The sequence below is a fragment of the Mycobacterium sp. NBC_00419 genome (genome assembly GCF_036023875.1).
In the GTDB taxonomy this organism is placed as follows: domain Bacteria; phylum Actinomycetota; class Actinomycetes; order Mycobacteriales; family Mycobacteriaceae; genus Mycobacterium.
In genome coordinates, this window is sequence record NZ_CP107931.1 from 1,859,259 (window position 1) to 1,879,571 (window position 20,313).

Here is a 20,313-nt window from a genome sequence, read left to right on the forward strand (position 1 = left end):
GGACACTTCTCCGCACTAGGGTTCGTGGAATGACCGCCGACATTTCCGCCACCCCGCAATGGAACGCACTGCGCCGCAACTACGACGAGATCGCCGGCAAACACCTTCGTGAGCTCTTCGCCGAGGACCCCGACCGCGGCCGTGAGCTGACCATGACCGTCGGGGACCTGTACATCGACTACAGCAAACACCGCGTGACGCGGGAGACGCTGTCGCTGCTCGTCGACCTGGCCCGGGCTGCCGACCTCGAGGGACGGCGCGACGCGATGCTGTCCGGGGTGCACATCAACACCTCGGAGGACCGCGCGGTGTTGCACACCGCGCTGCGGTTGCCGCGCGATGCCGCCTTGACCGTCGACGGGCAGGACGTGGTCGCCGACGTGCACGAGGTGCTCGACGCGATGGGCGCGTTCACCGACCGGCTGCGCAACGGCGACTGGACCGGCGCCACCGGCGAGCGCATCAAGACGGTGGTCAACATCGGCATCGGCGGCTCGGATCTGGGCCCGGTGATGGTCTATCAGGCGTTGCGGCACTACGCCGACGCCGGCATCTCTGCACGGTTCGTTTCCAACGTCGACCCGGCTGATCTGGTGGCCAAACTCGACGGGCTTGACCCTGCCACAACGCTTTTCATCGTCGCCTCCAAGACGTTCTCGACGCTGGAGACGCTGACGAACGCCACCGCAGCGCGCCGCTGGCTGACCGATGCGCTCGGTGATGCGGCGGTGTCCAAGCACTTCGTGGCGGTGTCGACGAACGCCAAGCTGGTCGACGGGTTCGGGATCGACACCGCCAACATGTTCGGTTTCTGGGACTGGGTGGGCGGCCGTTATTCGGTGGACTCCGCGATCGGCCTGTCGGTGATGGCGGTGATCGGCAAGGAGGCGTTCGCCGACTTCCTCTCCGGATTCCACGTCGTGGACCGGCATTTCGCCACCGCGCCGCTGGAGCAGAATGCGCCGGCGCTGCTGGGCCTGATCGGCTTGTGGTACTCGGATTTCTTCGGCGCCGAAACCCGTGCGGTGCTGCCGTACTCCAATGACCTGTCGCGCTTCGCGGCCTATCTGCAGCAGCTGACGATGGAGTCCAACGGCAAGTCGGTCCAGGCCGACGGCACCCCGGTGACGACGTCGACGGGTGAGATCTTCTGGGGCGAACCGGGCACCAACGGTCAGCACGCGTTCTATCAGCTGCTGCACCAGGGCACCCGGCTGGTGCCCGCCGACTTCATCGGGTTCAGCGAGCCCACTGACGACCTGCCGACAGCCGACGGCGGCGGCAGCATGCACGACCTGCTGATGAGCAACTTCTTCGCCCAGACCCAGGTGCTGGCGTTCGGCAAGACCGCCGAGGAGATCGCCGCCGAGGGAACCCCGCCGAATGTGGTGCCGCACAAGGTGATGCCGGGCAACCGGCCGACGACGTCGATCCTGGCGCAGCGGTTGACACCGTCGGTGGTCGGCCAGTTGATCGCACTCTACGAGCACCAGGTGTTCACCGAAGGCGTGATCTGGGGCATCGACTCGTTCGACCAGTGGGGTGTCGAACTGGGCAAGACCCAGGCCAAGGCCCTGCTCGGGGTGATCACCAGCGACGGGTCCCCGGCGAAGCAGACCGACAGCTCGACCGATGAGCTGGTGCGCCGCTACCGCGAGGAGAGGGGCCGGGTTCGCTGAGCTAGCAGGTCGTCAGCCGACGCCGATCTCATCGCAGATCGGCGGGATGATGATCAGCGACCCTCGCGGGCTGCAGAACGGCGTGCCCGGGGGCGGTCCCGGCGGCGGCGGTATCGGGGTCGGGAACTGGTTGGGCCCCTCCCAGTAGTTGGCGGCCGAGTGGGTGAACACGTCCCAGTCGTAGTAGTACGTGTGGCAGACGCTCATGTCCCAGTTCAGCTGGCCGTCCGGCCGGGGTGGATCGTTGGGTAGGGCGTCGCCGGGACACCATTGGAACGGCCCATAGGTGTAGGCCTGCGCCGGTCCGGATCCGATGGCGACGGCGGCCACGCTGAACCCAGCGAACATCGCCGCGGCCGCCGCCACTCGTGCGATATTTACCTTCATCTGCGGATACTAAGACCGCTGCACGCGGCTGCACGGCGATTTGGCAATTCAGATCGGCGAACCGACATCAGCCGAACGCCTTGGTGAACCGCGGCGGCAACAACCGCAGCAGCGTGACCAGCGGCACCCACGGCCAGGCGGGCACGATCGCCCGTCCGGTCTCGCGTTCGACGGCCTTCACGATCTGCCGCACACCGGTCTCGTTGTCGACCATCAGCATGGTGGAGTTCGACTTGGCCGTCATCTCCGACTCGATGTACCCCGGCTCGATGACGGTGACTGTGATTGGGCCGGAAGCATATTCGCCGCGCAGCGACTCTCCGAGGGAGGACACCCCGGCCTTGCTGGCGCAGTAGGCCGCCTTCACGCCGGGTACGCCCTTGTTGCCCAGCACGCTGGAGATCAGCACCAGGTGCCCGGAGCCGGCCTTCTTGAAGATCTCCAGGGCCGTCTCGACCTGCACCAGCGCGGAGACGAGGTTAGTTTCGATGGTGGCCTTGTTGGCCCACACCTTGCCGGTGCCCAGCGGGGCACCCTTGCCGATGCCGGCGTTGACGATGACGCGGTCGAGTCCGCCGAGTTCGTCGGCGAGCTGGGCGAATACCACGGGCACCTGCTCGTGGTCGTTGACGTCGAGGGCGGCTACGGCGACGGTGATGCCGGGGTGGCGGGCGGTCAGCTCGGCCTTGAGTTCGTCGAGCCTGTCGACGCGACGCGCGCACAACGCCAGATCGCGTCCTTTGGCGGCGAACTCGCGGGCCATACCCGCGCCGAGACCGGAACTCGCGCCGGTGATGAGGATCTTCTGCCTGGTCATCGCGCCAGCCTAACGATCACTTCAGCAGCCGCGACATCCGGCGGTCGGCCAGCACCTTGCCCCCGGTCTGGCATGTCGCGCAGTACTGAAAAGACTTGTCGGCGAACGATACTTCCCGCACCGTGTCCCCACAGACCGGGCACGGCAGACCGGTGCGGGCGTGCACCCGCAGGCCGGATCGCTTCTCCCCCTTGAGCGTCGCGGCCTGCTGTCCCACGGATCGTTGTACCGCGTCGGTCAGCACCGACGTCATGGCGTCGTACAGCGCGCCGCGCTGGGCCTCGGTGAGTTTGGCGGCGGTCGCAAAGGGCGAGAGCTTGGCGACGTGCAGGATCTCGTCGCTGTAGGCGTTGCCGATCCCGGCGATGACCTTCTGATCGGTGATGACGGTCTTGATCCGCCCGGACTGTCCGGCAAGGATCTGGGCGAGGTGTTCGGCCGTGAGGTCCAGGGCGTCCGGTCCGAGCGTCGCGATGCCGGGCACCTCCGCCGGGTCGCGCACGATCCATACCGCCAGGCGCTTCTGGGTACCGGCCTCGGTCAGGTCGAAACCTGGTGCTTCACCGGGCGTTCCGAGGTGTACCCGCAGCGCGATCGGGCTCTTGCCCGGTTTCAGCGGCACTGCGGCCAGCTTGTCCGACCAGCGCAGCCAGCCGGCCCGCGACAGGTGGGTGATCAGGTAGATGTCGCCGGCCTGCAGGCCCAGGTACTTGCCCCATCGATGCGCACCGGTGACGGTCTGGCCGTGCAGGGCGGTGGGCGGCGGGTCGAAGGTCTTGAGCACCGACAGCGCGCCGACGTCGATGCGCCCGACCGTGGTGCCGATGGCATGCCGGCGCAGGTGGTCGGCAAGCGCCTCGACTTCCGGCAGTTCGGGCATAGCTCCAGGCTAGCGACTCGCGGCTAGATCCGTTCGGCGCTGCGCAGCGGCAGCGAGAACAGCCAGCCGACGAAGGAGAGCACGATCGCCGCCCAGATGGCGGTCCACCAGAACTGGTTGATCTGCAGTCCCCAGTGGGTGGTGTTCTCGGTGATCCAGGCGGTGATCCACAACATCAGGGCGTTGATGACGACGTGGATCAACCCCAGCGTCAGGATGTACAGCGGGATCGAGACGATCTGCACGATCGGCTTGATGATCGCGTTGACGACGCCGAAGATCACCGCGACGACCAGGACGATGCCGACCCGTTGCAGGGTGGTGTCGCCGCCGACGAAGCTGATGCCCGGCACGACGAGTGTGACGACCCACAACGCCAGTCCGGTGACCGCGGCGCGCAGGAGAAATGACCCCATGCGTGGAATCCTCCCACGGCGGTGCCGAGCTAGCTGCGAAGAAGGTAGATGTCCATGATCCAGCCGTGCCGGGCACGGGCGTCGGCTCGCACGGAGGCGATCTGGTTGCCGACCTCGCCGACCGTGCCGGCCACCAGGATCTCGTCCGGTGTGCCGAGGTAGGCGCCCCACCAGATCCGCGTCTGCGGCGGACAGCCCAGAAACGAGCATTCGCCGTCGAGCATCACCACTGCCGAACCGGCCAGCCCACTGCCCCGCAACTGCCGTCCGGTGGTGATGAGCACGGGCTCGCCGACGTCGTTGAGCGGGATGCGGTGCCGGGCGGTCAGTGCCTGCACCGCGGTGATGCCGGGGATCACGTCGTAGTCGAACTCCACATGCTCGGCGACCTGGTCGAGGATGCGCAGCGTGGAGTCGTACAGCGACGGGTCACCCCAGGCCAGAAAGGCACCGACACCGTCGGGCCCGAGCTCGGTCTCGATGGCCTGCGCCCACATCCGGGCCCGGGCGGTGTGCCACTCGGCGACGGCCCGGGTGTACTCCGCATCGGCGGCACGCTTGGGATCGGGCAGTTCGACGAACCGGTAGTCCGGCCGGGTGATGAAGCGCCGGCAGATCTCGCGCCGCAACTCCACGAGGTCGCTCTTGGCCTCGCCCTTGTCCATCGCGAAGAACACCTCGGTGTCGTTGAGCGCGCGAACCGCCTGCGCCGTCACGTAGTCGGGATCGCCGGCGCCGATGCCGATGACGTGGATGCGACGCATACCGGCGAGCCTAACGAGTGCGGCGCACCAGCCACGGCACCAGGAGCACTGCCGCGAAGCACGCCCCGGCCACGCCGGACACCAGCAGCGGCAGCCGCCCGTCGGCGCCCCACAGCAGGCCGGCCCACACCCCGGCCACCAGGATGGCCAGACCACTGGCCCCCTGGAACACCCCTTGGGCGCTGGCCTGCCGGTCATCGGGCACCAGCGAGGAGATCCAGGCCTTGCCCACCCCGTCGGTGCAAGCGGTGAACAACCCGTAGGCACCCAGGAGCAGTGACGCGGTGAGCAGGTCGGTCGTCATCCCCAGACCGATGTAGCCGATGGCGAAGAACACCAGCCCGACACCGAACACCGCGGAGCGGGGCAGCCGGTCGGCGAGCGCCCCGGCGGGGAAGCTGGCCAGCGCATAGACCAGGTTGTAGCCGACATAGGCCAGGATCACCCCGACGACCCCGAAGCCGATCTCGTTGAGCCGCAACAGCAAGAGCGCGTCGGGGAAGTTGACGATGCCGAAGCCAACCACCACAGCGGTCACCCGCCAGAAGCCGCTAGGTAGGTCCCGCAGCCCGCGGAAGATCGGTTGCCGTGGCGGCCGCGGGCCGTCGCGGCGCTGCTCACGCACGAAGACGATCAGCAGAACCGACAGCACGGCGGGCACGATCGCGATATAGAGCAGCGGCGCAATCTGATGGTCCAGCAGTTCATAACCTGCCAGCCCGATCAGCGGGCCGACCACTGCGCCGAGGGTGTCCATCGCGCGGTGAAAGCCGAAAACCCTTCCGCGGGATGATTTTTCGATGCCCTCGACCAGCAATGCGTCGCGGGGCGCGCCGCGGACGCCTTTGCCCAGCCGGTCGACGACCCGCCCGGCCAGCACTCCGGGCCAGGCCGCCGCGATGGCAATGATCACCTTGCCCAATGCCGCCATGCCGTAACCGGTTGCGATCAGCGGGCGTTTGGCGAACCGGTCGCCGAGTGGGCCCACAGCCAGTTTGGTCAGCGACGCCGCCCCCTCGGCGGCACCCTCGATGGCCCCCACCACCGATGGCGGCGCGCCCAGCACGGCGGTGAGGTAGATGGGCAGTAGTGGATAGAGCAACTCGCTGGCGGCGTCCTGCAGGAAGGACACCGCCGAGAGCACCCGCACATTGCGGGTCAGCCAACTCTGTTGTGTCACGGGGTGCTGCGCGCTTCTGCGGGCAGCGCCCAGCGAGTCGCGTCGTTCACAGAACTCATGATCCCCCTACCGGGCGTAGTATCCGCCGCGTGTCGACGTTTAACGGACTTCCCGCGCACGTGCTGTTCGTGCACTTCATCGTGGTGCTCGCGCCGCTGACCGCCATCCTGGCGATCGTGTGCGCGCTGTGGCCTGCTGCTCGTCAGCGGCTGGTGTGGCTGGTGTTGATCCTGGCCGGTGTCGTCGCTGTGCTCACGCCGCTGACCACGGAGGCCGGCGAGTACCTGGAGCACCGCGTCGAGCGCACGCCGTTGCTGCACACCCACGCCGAACTGGGCGACACCATGATCTTCTTCGCGGGCGGGCTGCTCGTCGCGGCGGTGCTGCTCGCCGTTCTGCATCTACGCGCCGGCCGGGGCAAGTCGGTCTCGACGGTGCTCAGCGCGGTGGTGGCCGTCGTCGTGCTGCTCGTCGGCGTGGGCACGGTCGTGCAGGTGTACCGGATCGGGGACTCCGGCGCGAAGGCGACGTGGAGTGAAATCCCGTTGACGCCGTCCGCCGGTGAGGGCGGCGAATAGCCTCAGCCGCGCAGCGTCACGCTGGGTGCCTGGCCGAATTCGGCGCGGTAGGCCTGGCTGAACCGGCCGGTGTGCGCGAAGCCCCAGCGGACGGCGATGGCGGCGACGGTGTCCTTGGCCGGGTCGGCCGCCATCAGGTCGCGGTGGGCGCGGCGCAGCCGGATTCGGCGTAGATAGGTCATCGGGCTGACGTCGAGGTGCCGCCGGAACAGATACTGCACTGCCCGCGGGGTGACGTTGAGCGCTCGCGCCACGTCGGTCATGCCGATATCGCGGGCACAGTTGGCATGCATGAATTCGACGGACCGGCGCAGCATCGGCGGCCAGGTATCCATCGTGTCGACGGAAACGTCGCCGGCGTCGGCGAAGGTATTGGGGAAGACCTGCAGCATCGTGGCGGCCAGCAGCCGAACCGCCCCCGCGGCGACCTGTTCGTAGCCGCCAGCCCCGACCCGGTCGGCCAGGGTTGTCGCGACGTAGTCGACCGCGGTCTGCCACTGCGCGGCCGCGGGTGCCGAGCGGGGTCGCCCGGAGGTGAATCGCACCGGACCCCGGTCCAGATCACCGGTGATCTCGGCCAGCACGTCCGGGGTCAGCGCGGTCAGCGACACCTCGGCGTCGACGAGTCGGGCCTGGCAGGTCCGGCCGGGGCGGATAGCCAGCACCGTGTCACCGGCCCGGCAGACCTCGGTGTGTGTGTCCGCACCCAGATGCATGCTGCCGGCCACGACGTGGGCGACGACGAAGCACGGCCCCGGCGCGGCTTCGAACGACAATTCGCCGGGGATGCGCACCGTGCACAGGCTGATCGGGCCCATCACCACATGCGACAACGTGATCGGACGATCGCTGCGAAGACCCTCGACGCGGCCACATATCCCGTGCGCGCTGGCGATGAAGTCCGCGACGGCGCCGGGGTCGGCGGTCGTGCACGTGGTCTTCTGCGGAGGAGGTGACTCGAGGACTGCGGTCATCCGTGGGCTCCTGACTCATGCCGGGGTCATCAACCACCGCCACGGCAGAGCTGTCGGATGTGTCGTCGCATGAGAACCTCGGCGACCGAACCGCCAGTGGCAGGGTTGCGGTGCACACGCCCCCCAACTGAGGAGGCGTCTCGAGCATTGTTCTCAACTCTGGGCAGACAATACCTCGGTATCGGCCGATCTGACAGCATCTCCGAACGAGAATTAGAACACGTTCTACTATCGGGTTATGCGATTCACATACGCCGAGGCGATGACCGACCCGTCGTTCTATATTCCGTTGGCCAAGGCCGCCGAGGCCGCGGGCTACGACGCGATGACGATCCCCGACAGCGTCGCCTACCCCTTCGAGTCCGACTCGAAGTATCCGTACACCCCCGACGGCAATCGCGAGTTTCTCGACGGCAAGTCGTTCATCGAGACCTTTGTCATCACCGCAGCCCTCGGCGCGGTCACCACGACACTGAAGTTCAACTTCTTTGTACTCAAGCTCCCGATCCGCCCGCCCGCCCTGGTGGCCAAGCAGGCCGGCTCGCTGACGGCGCTCATCGGCAACCGCGTCGGGCTCGGCGTCGGCACCAGCCCCTGGCCGGAAGACTACGAACTCATGGGTGTGCCGTTCGCCAGGCGCGGCAAGCGGATGGACGAGTGCATCGACATCATCCGCGGCCTCACCAGTGGGGACTACTTCGAATACCACGGCGAGTTCTACGACATCCCGAAGACGAAGATGACCCCGGCGCCGACCGAGCCCATCCCGATCCTCATCGGCGGCCACGCCGATGCGGCGCTGCGCCGCGCGGCCCGCAACGACGGCTGGATGCACGGAGGTGGCGAGGAAGATCTCGACGAACTGCTGGCCAAGCTGAACCGCTACCGCGAGGAAGAGGGCACGGCCGACAAGGACTTCCAGGTCCATGTCATCTCGATCGACGGGTTCACCGTCGACGGCGTGAAGCGGCTCGAGGACAAGGGCGTCACCGACGTCATCGTCGGCTTCCGCATCCCCTACATCAAGGGGCCCGACACCGAGCCGCTGGATGCCAAGCTGCGCAACCTGGAGTGGTTCGCCGAGAACGTCATCGCCAAGGTCTAACCCTTACAGCGGATCCCACTGCGGGGCCCGCTTCTCCCGGTGCGCCATCGCGGCCTCCATCGGGTTGTTGGTGAAGCCTGTCAGCACCTGCGTGCGGTTCTCGATCTCCTTGGCATGCCGAAGGCTTGGGGCATCCAGCGCCGCGTTGAGCCCGGTCTTGGTCTGCCACACGCCAAAAGCGTTGTTGGCGGCGATGGTTCGGGCCATCTCGAGCGCGGCGTCGGCGAGCTTGTCCTGGGGCACGACCTCGTGCACCAGCCCGATCCGGTACGCCTCGGGCGCGTCGATGATCCGGCCGGTGAGCATCAGTTCGCGGGCCGCTCCCGCCCCGACGATCTTGGGCAGCAGGTAACTGGTGCCCATGTCCATCGAGGAGAAGCCGGCCTTGATGAACACCGACCCGAATCGGGCCGTCTCCGAGGCGATCCGGACGTCGCAGTGCAGCGCGTAGGCCAGCCCGCCGCCGACGGCGACCCCGTTGACGGCGGCGACCACCGGGATGGGCAGCTCGTAGAGGCGGGTCATCTGATCGGCCAAGCGCACCTGCGAGTCATAGGTGGTCTTGAACGGGGCGCCGGCCGGCGGCGTCCACGGCCGCCCGGTTCCGCTGAGGTCGGCCCCCGCGCAGAACCCGCGACCCGCTCCGGTGAGCACGGCCACCCGGTAATTCCACGAACTGAGCTTGCCCAGGGCGTCGTCGATGCCGTCGAGCAACGCGCCGTCGATCGCGTTGAGCAGGTCGGGCCGGTTCAGCGTGACACCGGCGATGCCGTCTTCGAGTTCGGTGAATTCCACAGCGGACATGCGTGCACGTTAGCGCCGGGGTGGCATCGGGTATAGGCGGGCCATGGCAACTGTCGACGTGTCGGTGCCCTCCGACGTGAACCCGCAGCGGGCGTGGGCGCTGGCGTCGGACCTGCAGCGGTTCGACGAGTGGATGACCATCTTCGCCGGCTGGCGTAGCCCGGTGCCGGATCAGATCAGCGAGGGCACCTGCGTGTCGTCGCTGATCAAGCTGAAGGGATTCCGCAACACCATCCGGTGGTGCGTGACCGGATACGACGAACCGCACTCGATCGAGTTGGTCGGCACCGGCAAGCCCGGCATCACGATCGGCATCACCATGAAGGTCGTCGACGACTCACAGCGCACCTGGTTTCATCTGATCGCCGACCTGTCCGGCGGCTTGCTCAGCGGGCCGGTCGGCCGGCTGGTCGCCCGGGTACTGGAATCCGATGTCCGCCGGTCGGTGACCAACCTCGCCGCGCTGGCCTGACCCGCCGCTCGGCGCAGAACTCGATGCGTTCGGCGACAAATCGGCCGCCGATGAGACCTGCGACACCACACCGCGCTACGGTGCATGCACCCAACGACGGGAGGAGCCGGTATGGGCGCATATCGCGAGTTGTTCGACGCCAGTGTCGCCGACCCGGCGACGTTCTGGGCGCAGGCCGCCCGCGCGGTGACGTGGACGCGTGAGCCGCAGCGGATCCTCGACGACACCAATCCGCCGTTCTACCGGTGGTTCCCCGACGCGGAGCTCAACACGTGCGCCAACGCGCTGGACCGGCACGTCGCCGGTGGTCGCGCCGAGCAGCCGGCACTGATCTACGACTCCCCTGTCACCGGCACCAAGCGGGTCTTCACCTACCGCGAATTGCTCGATGAGACAGCACGTTTCGCTGGCGCCCTACGTTCACTCGGCGTCGGCAAGGGTGACCGCGTGGTGCTCTACATGCCGATGATCCCCGAGGCTGTGATCGCGATGCTGGCGTGCGCGCGGCTCGGCGCGGTGCATTCGGTGGTGTTCGGCGGATTCGCCGCACACGAACTGGCCACCCGCATCGATGACGCGCAGCCCGTGGTGATCGTGTCGGCGTCGTGCGGGATCGAGCCGACCCGCGTCGTCGAATACAAGCCGATGCTCGACCACGCCCTCGAGTTGGCGTCGCACAAGCCGGGTGCGTGTGTGATCGTGCAGCGCGACAGGCTGCGCTGCGACCTGGTCGACGGCCGGGATCTGGACTGGGCCGAGGTGACGGCTTCGGCGTCCCCGGTGGATCCCGTGCCGGTAGCGGCCACCGATCCGCTCTACGTGCTGTACACCTCGGGAACCACCGGCAAGCCGAAAGGCATCGTGCGCGACAACGGCGGCCACGCCGTCGCCCTGTTGTGGAGCATGCGCCACATTTACGACATCGACCCGGGTGACGTGTTCTGGGCGGCCTCCGACGTCGGCTGGGTGGTCGGCCACTCCTACATCGTCTACGGCCCGCTGCTGGCCGGCGCGACGACGGTGCTCTACGAGGGAAAGCCCATCGGCACACCGGATCCCGGCGCGTTCTGGCGGGTGGCCGCCGAGTACGGGGTCAAAGCGTTGTTCACCGCGCCGACCGCGATCCGGGCGATCCGCAAGGAGGACCCTGAGGGTTCGCACATCGACAGCTACGATCTGTCGTCGCTGAAGTACCTGTTCCAGGCCGGTGAGCGGCTGGACCCCGACACCTATGCGTGGGCGACGGCGAAGCTGGGTGTGCCGGTGGTCGATCACTGGTGGCAGACCGAGACCGGCTGGGCAATCGCGGCCAATCCTGTTGGTATCGAGCAACTTGCGCTCAAGCCAGGCTCGCCGACGGTGCCGATGCCCGGGTACGACGTGCAGATTCTGCAGGTCGACGGATCGCCGTGCGCACCGGGCGAAGAGGGTGCGATCTGCATCAGCCTGCCCTTGCCGCCCGGCACGCTGCCCACGCTGTGGGGCGACGACGCCCGCTACGAGGCGTCGTATCTGTGCGAGCATCCCGGCTTCTACCTGACCGGTGACGGCGGGTACATCGACGACGACGGCTACCTGTTCGTGATGGGACGCATCGACGACGTGATCAACGTTGCGGGACACCGGTTGTCGACGGGCTCGATCGAAGCGGTGCTGGCCGCACACCCGGCGGTCGCCGAGTGTGCGGTGATCGGGGTGGCCGACGAGATCAAGGGCCAGGTGCCGCGCGGGTTCGTCGTCCTCAAGTCCGGCGCGACGGCCGAGGGCCTTGCCAAGGAATTGGTGGCGTCGGTGCGCGACGAGATCGGCGCGGTGGCGTGTTTCCGATTGGTCGACGTGGTGCCGGCGCTGCCGAAGACCCGCTCGGGCAAGATCCTGCGCAAGACGATGCGCGGTATCGCCCACGGTAAGGACGAGCCGATGCCCTCGACCATCGAGGACCCGGCGGTGCTGGAGACCTTGCGGCCGATCCTGCAGGGCTAGTCGGCGACCGGACGGTGGTTGCGTCGGTACTCGCGTGGACTCACGCCGTAGGTCCGGCGGAAGGCGCGGGTGAAGTTGGCTTGGTCGGGAAAGCCCCAAGTGGAGGCAATTTCGGCGATACTCGGCGGCTTCGCCAGTGGCCGCACCAAGTCGTCAGCGGCCCCGCTGAGCCGCTGCGAACGGATCCAGTCCGCCGGGCTGATGCCTTGGCGCGACAGGATCAGATAGGTGTAGCGCTCCGAGATTCCATGCTCACGCGCGAGCCGGCCGATGGTGAGGTCCGGGTCGCGCAGGTGTGCCCTGAGGTACTGAACCAGCCTGACATCCAACGAATTGTGCAGTGAGTCGCGGGCGAGGTCCTCGTCTCCCGCAGTCGTGGTGAACAGCGCGCGGAGCAGTTCGAGCGTCGGCCGTTCGAGGGCATGACGTTCGGCGTCAGGCAGGTGCACCCGACTTCGAGCTGAATCTCGCGGACCGCATCACCGCTCGACACTGAGGCGGATCGAGCAGGGCACAGACGGATTCCGTCATACCCTGATCCGCAGTGACCGACATCGACACCACGAGGGCTGTGCTGGCTGCTGGGGCCGTGATCCTCGGCAGCGGCGCAGCGATCGGTCGTGGCCGCCTGGCGTTGGCCATGCTGGCTGCCGCATTGTTCACCGTCCTGGCATTTCTGGCGGTGGAGATCAATTCCGGGTGGATGACATCGCTCGACGACTCCGCCTGGAACTGGTTCTACCGGCATCGATTCCACAGGTTGCGAGTCGATTCGCAGGGCCTTTTCAGCTATATCGGTCAGCCGGTCCCCTTCACCACCGCCGGCGTGCTCAGCGGCACATTGCTTGCCCTACAGGCTCGATCGGCGATGCGGGCTGTCGTTGTGATCGGCGGGGTCGGGGTTGGTGTGGCCGCCGAGGAGACGCTCAAGGCTGTGGTGAGCCGGACGCCCTCAACCCTCGCGACGTTGCACGACGGGTCGCTACTGGAGTACACGCATTCGTTCCCGTCCGGCCACGTCACCGCGTGCGGGACGCTGCTCGGGATGATCGCGGTATGCCTCGGCATCGGACGTAGTCGAGTCGCGCAAGCAGCGCTGGCAGTTCCTGCTGTGACCGGAGTCTTGTTCGTCGCCGTCCTGGCATTGCACAGCCGCGCCCACATCTTCACCGACGTCCTGGGCGGCATGGTTCTTGCCGCGGCCATCGTTGCCGCGGGCGCGTCCGCTCTGGGCCCACCGAAGCCCGGTCGCGTGCGGGCATAGCTGTCAAAGCTGCTCTGTGCGAGAACTTTCCACAGATCCTCATTGATCCACAGGGCGCCGATTCTTGTCGGTGGCCGGAGGTAGTCTTTCGAACATGCGTTCGATCATGGCGGTTCTCGACGACCTCGACACCCTGGTCGCCGAACTCGCCGCCGCCGACCTCGACGCAGTGGAGGCGGTTCAGCGCTACCACGTCCTGGACCGCCTCGAAACCGCCCGACGCCGCCAGATCGCGATCACCCACGATCATGTTGCCCGGCTCGAACACATCCCCGGTTGCCCACCACCACCGATCAGCCTGGCCGACATGCTGCGCATCAGCCGCACCGAAGCCCGCCGCCGCCTACGCGACGCCGAGCAGCTCGAGGCGCGCACCACCCTGACCGGCCAGCCACTACCGCCACTGCTGCCCGCCACCGCGACGGCCTGGCACGACGGCCTACTCGACGCCGAACACCTCCGCGTCATCCAGAAGTTCTTCCGCGACCTACCAGACCACGTCGGGCCCACCCAGATCGAGAAAGCCGAAGCCTCGTTGGCTGAACACGCCACGAGCCTGCGCCCCGACCAGCTCGAGAAAGTCGCAGCCCGCCTGGCGATGACCCTCAACCCCGACGGCACCTTCTCCGACGACGACCGCGCCCGCAAACGCGGATTCAGCTGGTGCGGCGGACAACGCCCCGACGGCATGAGCGTCGGCAAACTCATCGCCAACCCCGAACTCCGCGCCATGCTCGACGCCTGGTTCGCCAAGTTCGCCGGCCCCGGCATGTGCAACCCCGCCGACCAAACCCCCACCGTCACCACCGAACCCAGCGCCGAGGTCGCCGAACGGGATGCCCGCAGCGTGCCCCAACGCCGGCACGACGCGTTAACCGCGCTGGTGCGCGGACAACTCGGCGATCCGAAACTCGGCCAACACAACGGACTACCGGTGACCGTCATCGTCTCCACCACACTGCAGGACATTCAGGCCAAGACCGGACAAGCCGTCACCGCCGGCGGCACCCTCATCCCAATGTCCGACGTGATCCGCATGGCCACCCACGCCTACCACTACCTCGCCCTGTTCGACGGGGTCACCGGCCAAGCCCTCTGGTTGGGCCGCACCAAGCGTCTGGCCACCGGTGACCAACGAATCATGTTGCACAACAAGGACCGTGGCTGTACCCGGCCCGGCTGCGACGCCCCCGGCTACCGCACAGAAGTCCACCACATCGACGAATGGGCCAAAGGTGGTCTGACCAACATCGACAAACTCACCCAAGCCTGCCCACCCGACCACAAACTGCTCGACGAAGGCTGGAGCGTACGAAAACGCGCCGACGGCACCACCGAATGGATCCCACCACCACAACTGCCCTTCCCCGGCGCCGGCATCAACACCTACCACCACCCCGAACGACTGCTCGACGACCGCGAAGGGCCCTGAGCCTTTCCCAGTGTGATGATGGTCGGCATGGCAGTCAGCGTCGATGAGCTCTTGGTCGCCGACCCGGCGGACGCGTGGCGAGCCGCGGGATTCGAGGTCGACGCTGATGGCGTGTGCCGGGTCGGCGGGGTTCGCATCCGCTTGGTCGGGCGCGACCGCGGCGCCGGCATCGTCGGGTGGTCGTTGCGTGGCGTCGATCGGACCGGCGACCTCGACGGCATCCCGACCACGGCCTCCGACACAGCACCCGCCGTCGCGGGCACGCACCCCAACGGCGTCACCGGGATCGACCACGTCGTGCTGCTCTCCCCCAATCTGGCCCGCACGGTCGAGTCGCTGGCCACGATCGGGGTGCTGCCCCGGCGGGAACGCGACGCGGAGATGGGCGGGCGGCCGATGCGGCAGATCTTCTTCCGGCTCGGTGAGGTGATCGTCGAGGTCGTCGGCTCGCCGGACACGGCGGGTGAAGGCCCGTCCAGCCTGTGGGGCATCACCTACGTCGTCGACGACATCGACGCGACGGCCGAGTTCTTCGGGGACAAGACCCTGCCGGTGAAGGATGCCGTGCAGCCCGGGCGCCGGATCACCACCCTGCGCCACGCTGACCTCGGGATCTCGGTGCGCTCGGCGATGATCTCGGCGCGCCGGTGAGCGACGCACCGCAGTTGGTGCCTATTCTCGCGGGCATGCAAGACGACATCGTCGTCATCCACACCGACGGTGGATGCCGCCCCAACCCGGGCCCGGGAGGCTGGGGCGCGGTGCTGCGCATGCGTGAGCACGTCCGGGAGATGTGCGGCGGCGAACCCAGCCAGACCAGCAACAACCGCATGGAGCTGACGGCGCCGATCATGGCCCTCGAAGCGCTCACCCGCACCGTGAGCGTGCACCTCTATACCGACAGCACCTACGTCCGCAACGGCATCACCAAGTGGGTGCATGGCTGGGAGCGCAACGGCTGGCTGACCTCCGCCAAGGAGCCGGTGAAGAACGTCGACCTGTGGCAGCGGCTGCAGCTCGCCTGCGCGCGCCACCAGGTCGAGTGGTTCTGGGTCAAGGGGCACTCCGGTGTCGGCGACAACGAGTTGGCCGACTCACTGGCGACCCGCGGTCTGCAGGAAGCCGTGGCATTGAGTTCCACTGGCATCCAAGGCTTCTGACGCTACTTTTCGACTACCACCTCGGCCGGCTCCTTGTCCGAGCGCAGACCCCGCCAGCTCGGGTGCCGCAGCCGCCCGTCGGAGGTCCACTCGCCGTAGCGCACTTCCCCGACCAACTCGGGACGCACGTAGGTGACGCCCTTGGTTTCCAGCCGTGGCAGCGGCGGGTCGAACGGTGACTCGTCGGTGTGCAGCGGCGCCAGAATGTCCTTGAGGCGGGCCAGTTCCTTGTCGGAGAAGCCGGTGCCGACCCGACCCACGAACCGCAGGCCGCCGTCTTCCGGTATGCCCATCAACAGCGCGCCAATTCCGCTGGAGCGCCCGCCGTTGCCTTCGCGCCAGCCGCCGATCACGATCTCCTGGGTGTTCCAGTTCTTGTCCTTGATCCATGCCGCGGACCGTCGTCCGGGTTGGTAGGTGGCGTCCCATTTCTTGGCGACGACACCTTCCCATTTCTTGCTTCGGGAGTACTCCAGCGCCGCCGGACCGTCACCGTGCAGCAGCGGTGGGACGATGAGATCGGTTCCCTGGGCGAAGGTTTCGAGGATCTTACGGCGGTCGCGGTAGGTGGCGCGCAGCAGCGAGCGCCCGTCGAGACGCAGGATGTCAAACGCCCAGAACTCGATGCGGGTAGCCCGCACCCGGTTCTGCATCTCGCCGAAGTTCGGCACACCATCGGCATCCAGGGCCACCACTTCACCGTCGAGGATCACGTCATGCTCGGCGAGATCGGCTGCCAGTGAGGCTAATTGGGGATACTCGCCGGTGACGTCGCGCCCGCTGCGCGATTGCAGCCGCAACCGGCCGTGGTCGACTTCCACCAGCAGCCGGTAGCCGTCGAACTTGCCCTCGAACGCGTACTGGGCTTCGGTCAGCTTGTCGACCGAGCCGAGGGTGGCCAGCATCGGCTCGTAGTCCTGTAGGCGCGGGTCGGGTTGCTCCTTCATCCGGTGCGCCAGCCACTGGTCACCCTTGGTCTGAATCAGGGCATAGCGTCCCGAGATCCGCTGCCCGTAGAGGTCGACGATCACCTCCCCACCCTTGTCGACGCCGTCCCGGAACTTCTCCGCCGCATAGGTGCCGGAGTCCCAGATGATGACCTTGCCGCCGCCGTACTCCCCCTTCGGAATGTCACCGGAGAACGTGGCGTACTCCAGCGGGTGATCCTCGGTGTGCACGGCCAGATGGTTGACCGCCGGGGTGTCGGGCAGGTTCTTGGGAATCGCCCACGACACCAGCACGCCGTCGCGTTCCAATCGGAAGTCGTAGTGCAGCCGCCGGGCGTGGTGCTCCTGGATGACGAACCTGTTGTTCTCGCCCGCCGGAGCCGCCGGGCCGGCGACATTGGGCACGGCTGGTTCCGCCTTGGGCACCGGCTCCGGCGTCTTGGCCGAATCGCGCATGCTGCGATAGGTCGTCAGCCGGTCCTCCCGCGGCACATCGCCGTCGAGGCCGGCCAGCAGGTCGCCGTGCTCGGCCACCCTGGCGAGCACCTCGGTGTAGTCCAGGTGGCGCAACGCGGGATCACCGATCTCGTCCCAGGTGCGCGGCGCCGCCACGGTGGGGTGCCCGCGGCCACGCAGCGAATACGGCGCGATGGTCGTCTTGGCGGCGTTGTTCTGGCTCCAGTCCAGAAACACCTTGCCGGCCCGCAGGCTCTTGGTCATGGTGGCGGTGACCAGCGCGGGCATGCTCTGCTCCAGCTGTTGGGCCACCCGGCGGGCGAGCACCGCCGCGCCACTGCTGCTCACCGGTTCGGCCAGCGGCGCATACAGGTGCAGACCCTTGCTGCCGCTGGTGAGCGGGTAGACCGTCAGCCCGATGTCGTCCATCAGATCGCGCACGGCGTTGGCCACCTCGCACAGCTGCGGCATGGTGACACCCTCGCCGGGGTCGAGGTCGAAGACCAAACGCGTTGCCGGGCCTGGCTTTCCGGCCGAGGTAAATCGCCACTGCGGCACATGGACTTCGAGGGCAGCCTGCTGGGCGATCCAGGCCAGACCCGTCGATGTGTCGATGATCGGGTAGGTGGTGGCACCGGAGCGGTGCACCACGGTCCCGCGGTCCAGCCAGTCCGGTGCCGAACTGGCGAGCTGCTTTTCGAAGAACGACGGCTCGTCGACGCCGTTGGGCCATCTCTTGCGGGTCACCGGCCGGCCGGCAATGTGCGGCAACATCACCTCGGCGATGGCGGTGTAGTAGCCGAAGATATCGGCCTTGGTGGTGCCGGTGGTCGGGTAGAGCACCTTGTCGGCGTTGCTCAGCGCGACGCGCGGACCTTCCGTCGCGTCCGGCGGCCACACCTGATTCACCACCTCAACGTATTACCCGCTGCTACCGTGGACCAATGACCAGGTGGGGCATCGGCGCGTTGCTGGTGGCAGCGGCGCTGTTCGGCGCAGCCCCGGCGAGCGCCGACCCGGAGATTCTGGTGCCCGCGTGCTCCGGCGATCAGACGCCGACGAACAGCAACTGCCAGTACGCGCCCGGCGGCCAGGGCTACATGGACAGCGCTCCCGGTGCGAACCCCGACGTACCGCTCGGACTGACACCGGGCACAGAGCCCGCGGTCTGACCCCTCAGGCCACCCTTAGGGCTGCATACTGGATGTATGCGTTCCATCTGGAAAGGCTCGATCGCCTTCGGTCTGGTGAACGTCCCCGTCAAGGTGTACAGCGCCACCGAAGACCACGATCTGAAGTTCCACCAGGTGCACGCCAAGGACAACGGGCGCATCCGCTACAAGCGGGTCTGCGAGGTGTGCGGTGAGGTGGTCGAGTACCGCGACATCGCCAAGGCCTTCGAGTCCGACAACGGCCAGACAGTGATCATCACCGACGACGACATCGCCACCCTGCCCGAGGAACGCAGCCACGAGATCGAAGTGGTCGAGTTCGTGCCGGCCAGCGAGATTGACCCACTGATGTACGACCGCAGTTATTTCCTCGAGCCCGACGGGAAATCGCCGAAGTCCTATGTGCTGTTGGCCAAAACGCTCGCCGACACCGACCGGGTGGCCATCGTGCACTTCGCGCTGCGCAACAAGACCCGGCTAGCGGCGCTGCGGGTGAAGGACTTCTCCAAACGCGACGTCATGGTGGTGCACACCTTGTTGTGGCCCGACGAGATCCGCGACCCCGACTTCCCGGTGCTCGACCAGAAGGTCGAGATCAAACCGGCCGAGCTGAAGATGGCGGGTCAGGTCGTGGAGTCGATGACCGACGACTTCCATCCCGAGAACTTCCAGGACACCTACCAGGAGCAGCTGCGCGAACTCGTCGAGGCCAAGTTGGACGGCGGCGAGGCGTTCTCCACCGAAGAGCAACCCGCCCAGCTCGACGAGGCCGAGGACGTCTCGGATCTGCTCGCCAAGCTCGAGGCCAGTGTCAAACGCCGCCGCGAGCAGTCCGGTGATTCCGGCGCAGCCGAGAAGGCCCCCGCCAAGAAAGCTCCGGCCAAGAAAGCCGCCGCCAAGAAAGCTCCCGCCAAGAAGTAGCGCCACAACCTCGTCTTCGATACGGCTGATTACGAAACTAGAACGTGTTTCAATTGCGTTCGGAATTCGCGGCCAGCCGACGCCGCGATCTTGTTACGGTGTTCGCGGACAAGGGAAGAGAGACACGTGATCCTCGATAGTTTTCGCCTTGATGGTCAAGTTGCAGTAGTCACCGGCGCCGGCCGCGGGCTGGGCGCCGCCATCGCGGTCGCCTTCGCCGAAGTCGGCGCAGATGTCGTCATCGGTTCGCGCACCGAGTCGGAACTCGAGTCCGTCGCCGCGCAGATCGAGGCCCTCGGACGCCGCGCGCACATCGTCGTCGGCGATCTCTCCCACCCCGAGACGACGGCCGAGCTGGCCGGCAAGGCCGTCGAGGCGTTCGGCAAGCTGGACATCGTCGTCAACAATGTCGGCGGCACCATGCCGAACGCGCTTATGGCCACCAGCGTCAAGGCGATGAAGGATGCCTTCACCTTCAACGTTCTGACCGCGCACGCGCTGACCGTGGCCGCGGTGCCGCTGATGCTGGAGCACTCCGGCGGCGGCAACATCATCAACATCACCTCGACGATGGGCCGGACCGCCGGCCGCGGGTTCGCCGCTTACAGCACCGCCAAGGCCGCGCTGGCCCAGTACACCCGGCTGACCGCCCTGGACCTGTGCCCCAAGATCCGGGTCAACGCCATCGCGCCGGGTTCCATCCTGACCTCCGCGTTGGAGATCGTGGCCTCCAGCGACGAACTGCGCGACCCGATGGAAAAGGCCACCCCGATGCGTCGCCTCGGCGACCCCGCCGACATCGCCGCCGCGGCGGTCTACCTCGCCTCGCCCGCAGCCAGCTACCTCACCGGCAAGACGCTGGAGGTCGACGGCGGGCTCAACATGCCGAACCTGGATCTCCCGATCCCTGACCTGTAAGGAT

The 20,313-nt window shown here is 67.2% G+C and carries 22 protein-coding genes and 1 pseudogene; 12 read left to right on the top strand and 11 right to left on the bottom strand.

All coding sequences use genetic code 11. The annotated features are described in order from the left end of the window. The first annotated feature begins 29 nt into the window (after positions 1-29). Complete coding sequence (gene pgi, locus OG976_RS08575; protein WP_328360547.1) at positions 30-1,679, top strand: glucose-6-phosphate isomerase; 1,650 nt, start codon at positions 30-32, stop codon at positions 1,677-1,679. A 12-nt stretch (positions 1,680-1,691) separates the two neighbouring features. Here pgi and OG976_RS08580 read toward each other — a convergent pair whose 3' ends face one another. The 7 genes and pseudogenes from OG976_RS08580 to OG976_RS08610 all read right to left on the bottom strand — a co-directional run bounded on the left by OG976_RS08580 (position 1,692) and on the right by OG976_RS08610 (position 6,123). Next, positions 1,692-2,066, bottom strand: coding sequence for a hypothetical protein (locus tag OG976_RS08580; RefSeq protein ID WP_328360550.1), 375 nt, complete (start codon positions 2,064-2,066; stop codon positions 1,692-1,694). 67 nt (positions 2,067-2,133) lie between these two features. Further along, complete coding sequence (locus OG976_RS08585) at positions 2,134-2,883, bottom strand: SDR family oxidoreductase (protein WP_328360553.1); 750 nt, start codon at positions 2,881-2,883, stop codon at positions 2,134-2,136. A 16-nt stretch (positions 2,884-2,899) separates the two neighbouring features. Then, a complete protein-coding gene (locus tag OG976_RS08590; RefSeq protein ID WP_328363307.1) occupies positions 2,900-3,367 on the bottom strand; it encodes a zinc finger domain-containing protein in 468 nt (155 codons plus the stop codon). A 153-nt stretch (positions 3,368-3,520) separates the two neighbouring features. Then, positions 3,521-3,763: pseudogene (locus OG976_RS08595) on the bottom strand (DNA-formamidopyrimidine glycosylase family protein); the annotation flags it as partial. Between the two features lie 23 nt (positions 3,764-3,786). Beyond that, positions 3,787-4,179 carry a phage holin family protein gene (locus OG976_RS08600; RefSeq protein ID WP_328360556.1) on the bottom strand — a complete coding sequence of 131 codons (393 nt, stop codon included), beginning with the start codon at positions 4,177-4,179 and terminating at the stop codon, positions 3,787-3,789. A gap of 29 nt (positions 4,180-4,208) precedes the next feature. Then, on the bottom strand, positions 4,209-4,943 hold the full coding sequence (cobF, locus tag OG976_RS08605; RefSeq protein WP_328360559.1) for a precorrin-6A synthase (deacetylating): 735 nt from the start codon (positions 4,941-4,943) through the stop codon (positions 4,209-4,211). Between the two features lie 10 nt (positions 4,944-4,953). Further along, positions 4,954-6,123 carry an MFS transporter gene (locus tag OG976_RS08610; RefSeq protein WP_328360562.1) on the bottom strand — a complete coding sequence of 390 codons (1,170 nt, stop codon included), beginning with the start codon at positions 6,121-6,123 and terminating at the stop codon, positions 4,954-4,956. A gap of 89 nt (positions 6,124-6,212) precedes the next feature. Between OG976_RS08610 and OG976_RS08615 the strand changes: the two genes are divergently transcribed. Next, positions 6,213-6,701, top strand: coding sequence for a DUF2231 domain-containing protein (locus OG976_RS08615; protein ID WP_328360565.1), 489 nt, complete (start codon positions 6,213-6,215; stop codon positions 6,699-6,701). 2 nt (positions 6,702-6,703) lie between these two features. Here OG976_RS08615 and OG976_RS08620 read toward each other — a convergent pair whose 3' ends face one another. Continuing rightward, positions 6,704-7,675: an AraC family transcriptional regulator gene (locus OG976_RS08620; RefSeq protein WP_328360568.1), complete on the bottom strand. Its 972-nt coding sequence runs from the start codon at positions 7,673-7,675 to the stop codon at positions 6,704-6,706. A 238-nt stretch (positions 7,676-7,913) separates the two neighbouring features. Here OG976_RS08620 and OG976_RS08625 point away from each other — a divergent pair, with 238 nt between their 5' ends. Continuing rightward, complete coding sequence (locus OG976_RS08625; RefSeq protein ID WP_328360571.1) at positions 7,914-8,780, top strand: TIGR03619 family F420-dependent LLM class oxidoreductase; 867 nt, start codon at positions 7,914-7,916, stop codon at positions 8,778-8,780. A 3-nt stretch (positions 8,781-8,783) separates the two neighbouring features. Here the strand turns inward: OG976_RS08625 and OG976_RS08630 are convergent, their stop codons facing one another. Next, entirely contained in the window at positions 8,784-9,584 is an 801-nt protein-coding gene (locus OG976_RS08630) for an enoyl-CoA hydratase/isomerase family protein (protein WP_328360573.1), read from the bottom strand. A 43-nt stretch (positions 9,585-9,627) separates the two neighbouring features. Here OG976_RS08630 and OG976_RS08635 point away from each other — a divergent pair, with 43 nt between their 5' ends. Further along, positions 9,628-10,056 carry a type II toxin-antitoxin system Rv0910 family toxin gene (locus tag OG976_RS08635; RefSeq protein WP_328360576.1) on the top strand — a complete coding sequence of 143 codons (429 nt, stop codon included), beginning with the start codon at positions 9,628-9,630 and terminating at the stop codon, positions 10,054-10,056. 111 nt (positions 10,057-10,167) lie between these two features. Beyond that, positions 10,168-12,039 (top strand): propionyl-CoA synthetase, encoded by a 1,872-nt coding sequence (locus tag OG976_RS08640; protein WP_328360579.1) that lies wholly within the window; start codon positions 10,168-10,170, stop codon positions 12,037-12,039. Here OG976_RS08640 and OG976_RS08645 read toward each other — a convergent pair. Then, positions 12,036-12,488: a helix-turn-helix domain-containing protein gene (locus OG976_RS08645; protein ID WP_328360580.1), complete on the bottom strand. Its 453-nt coding sequence runs from the start codon at positions 12,486-12,488 to the stop codon at positions 12,036-12,038. The genes OG976_RS08640 and OG976_RS08645 overlap by 4 nt on opposite strands. Positions 12,489-12,583: 95 nt before the next feature. Here OG976_RS08645 and OG976_RS08650 point away from each other — a divergent pair, with 95 nt between their 5' ends. The 4 genes from OG976_RS08650 (at position 12,584) to rnhA (ending at position 15,895) form a co-directional block, all read left to right on the top strand. Beyond that, positions 12,584-13,303, top strand: coding sequence for a phosphatase PAP2 family protein (locus OG976_RS08650; protein WP_328360582.1), 720 nt, complete (start codon positions 12,584-12,586; stop codon positions 13,301-13,303). A gap of 94 nt (positions 13,304-13,397) precedes the next feature. Further along, positions 13,398-14,735, top strand: coding sequence for an HNH endonuclease signature motif containing protein (locus OG976_RS08655; protein ID WP_328360585.1), 1,338 nt, complete (start codon positions 13,398-13,400; stop codon positions 14,733-14,735). Between the two features lie 27 nt (positions 14,736-14,762). Next, positions 14,763-15,386, top strand: a complete 624-nt coding sequence (locus OG976_RS08660; protein ID WP_328360589.1) for a VOC family protein — start codon at positions 14,763-14,765, stop codon at positions 15,384-15,386. A gap of 35 nt (positions 15,387-15,421) precedes the next feature. Beyond that, positions 15,422-15,895: a ribonuclease HI gene (gene rnhA, locus OG976_RS08665; RefSeq protein WP_328360592.1), complete on the top strand. Its 474-nt coding sequence runs from the start codon at positions 15,422-15,424 to the stop codon at positions 15,893-15,895. A gap of 2 nt (positions 15,896-15,897) precedes the next feature. Here the strand turns inward: rnhA and OG976_RS08670 are convergent, their stop codons facing one another. After that, on the bottom strand, positions 15,898-18,207 hold the full coding sequence (locus tag OG976_RS08670; RefSeq protein WP_328360595.1) for an ATP-dependent DNA ligase: 2,310 nt from the start codon (positions 18,205-18,207) through the stop codon (positions 15,898-15,900). A gap of 35 nt (positions 18,208-18,242) precedes the next feature. Between OG976_RS08670 and OG976_RS08675 the strand changes: the two genes are divergently transcribed. From OG976_RS08675 to OG976_RS08685, 3 genes are all read left to right on the top strand, one after another. Continuing rightward, the gene (locus OG976_RS08675) at positions 18,243-18,470 is read left to right on the top strand and encodes a hypothetical protein (RefSeq protein WP_328360598.1); all 228 of its coding nucleotides are present in this window, start codon (positions 18,243-18,245) and stop codon (positions 18,468-18,470) included. Positions 18,471-18,506: 36 nt separating this feature from the next. Further along, positions 18,507-19,391: a non-homologous end joining protein Ku gene (ku, locus tag OG976_RS08680; RefSeq protein ID WP_328360601.1), complete on the top strand. Its 885-nt coding sequence runs from the start codon at positions 18,507-18,509 to the stop codon at positions 19,389-19,391. 126 nt (positions 19,392-19,517) lie between these two features. Then, complete coding sequence (locus tag OG976_RS08685) at positions 19,518-20,309, top strand: SDR family oxidoreductase (RefSeq protein ID WP_328360604.1); 792 nt, start codon at positions 19,518-19,520, stop codon at positions 20,307-20,309. The last annotated feature ends 4 nt before the right edge of the window (positions 20,310-20,313 follow it).

Coding starts and splice junctions, on each gene's coding strand:
- OG976_RS08620 (WP_328360568.1), bottom strand. CDS start 7,675: ATGACCGCAGTCCTCGAGTCACCTCCTCCGCAGAAGACCACGTGCACG.
- OG976_RS08635 (WP_328360576.1), top strand. CDS start 9,628: ATGGCAACTGTCGACGTGTCGGTGCCCTCCGACGTGAACCCGCAGCGG.
- OG976_RS08580 (WP_328360550.1), bottom strand. CDS start 2,066: ATGAAGGTAAATATCGCACGAGTGGCGGCGGCCGCGGCGATGTTCGCT.
- OG976_RS08655 (WP_328360585.1), top strand. CDS start 13,398: ATGCGTTCGATCATGGCGGTTCTCGACGACCTCGACACCCTGGTCGCC.
- ku (WP_328360601.1), top strand. CDS start 18,507: ATGCGTTCCATCTGGAAAGGCTCGATCGCCTTCGGTCTGGTGAACGTC.
- OG976_RS08630 (WP_328360573.1), bottom strand. CDS start 9,584: ATGTCCGCTGTGGAATTCACCGAACTCGAAGACGGCATCGCCGGTGTC.
- OG976_RS08585 (WP_328360553.1), bottom strand. CDS start 2,883: ATGACCAGGCAGAAGATCCTCATCACCGGCGCGAGTTCCGGTCTCGGC.
- pgi (WP_328360547.1), top strand. CDS start 30: ATGACCGCCGACATTTCCGCCACCCCGCAATGGAACGCACTGCGCCGC.
- OG976_RS08660 (WP_328360589.1), top strand. CDS start 14,763: ATGGCAGTCAGCGTCGATGAGCTCTTGGTCGCCGACCCGGCGGACGCG.
- OG976_RS08640 (WP_328360579.1), top strand. CDS start 10,168: ATGGGCGCATATCGCGAGTTGTTCGACGCCAGTGTCGCCGACCCGGCG.
- rnhA (WP_328360592.1), top strand. CDS start 15,422: ATGCAAGACGACATCGTCGTCATCCACACCGACGGTGGATGCCGCCCC.
- OG976_RS08675 (WP_328360598.1), top strand. CDS start 18,243: ATGACCAGGTGGGGCATCGGCGCGTTGCTGGTGGCAGCGGCGCTGTTC.
- cobF (WP_328360559.1), bottom strand. CDS start 4,943: ATGCGTCGCATCCACGTCATCGGCATCGGCGCCGGCGATCCCGACTAC.
- OG976_RS08600 (WP_328360556.1), bottom strand. CDS start 4,179: ATGGGGTCATTTCTCCTGCGCGCCGCGGTCACCGGACTGGCGTTGTGG.
- OG976_RS08625 (WP_328360571.1), top strand. CDS start 7,914: ATGCGATTCACATACGCCGAGGCGATGACCGACCCGTCGTTCTATATT.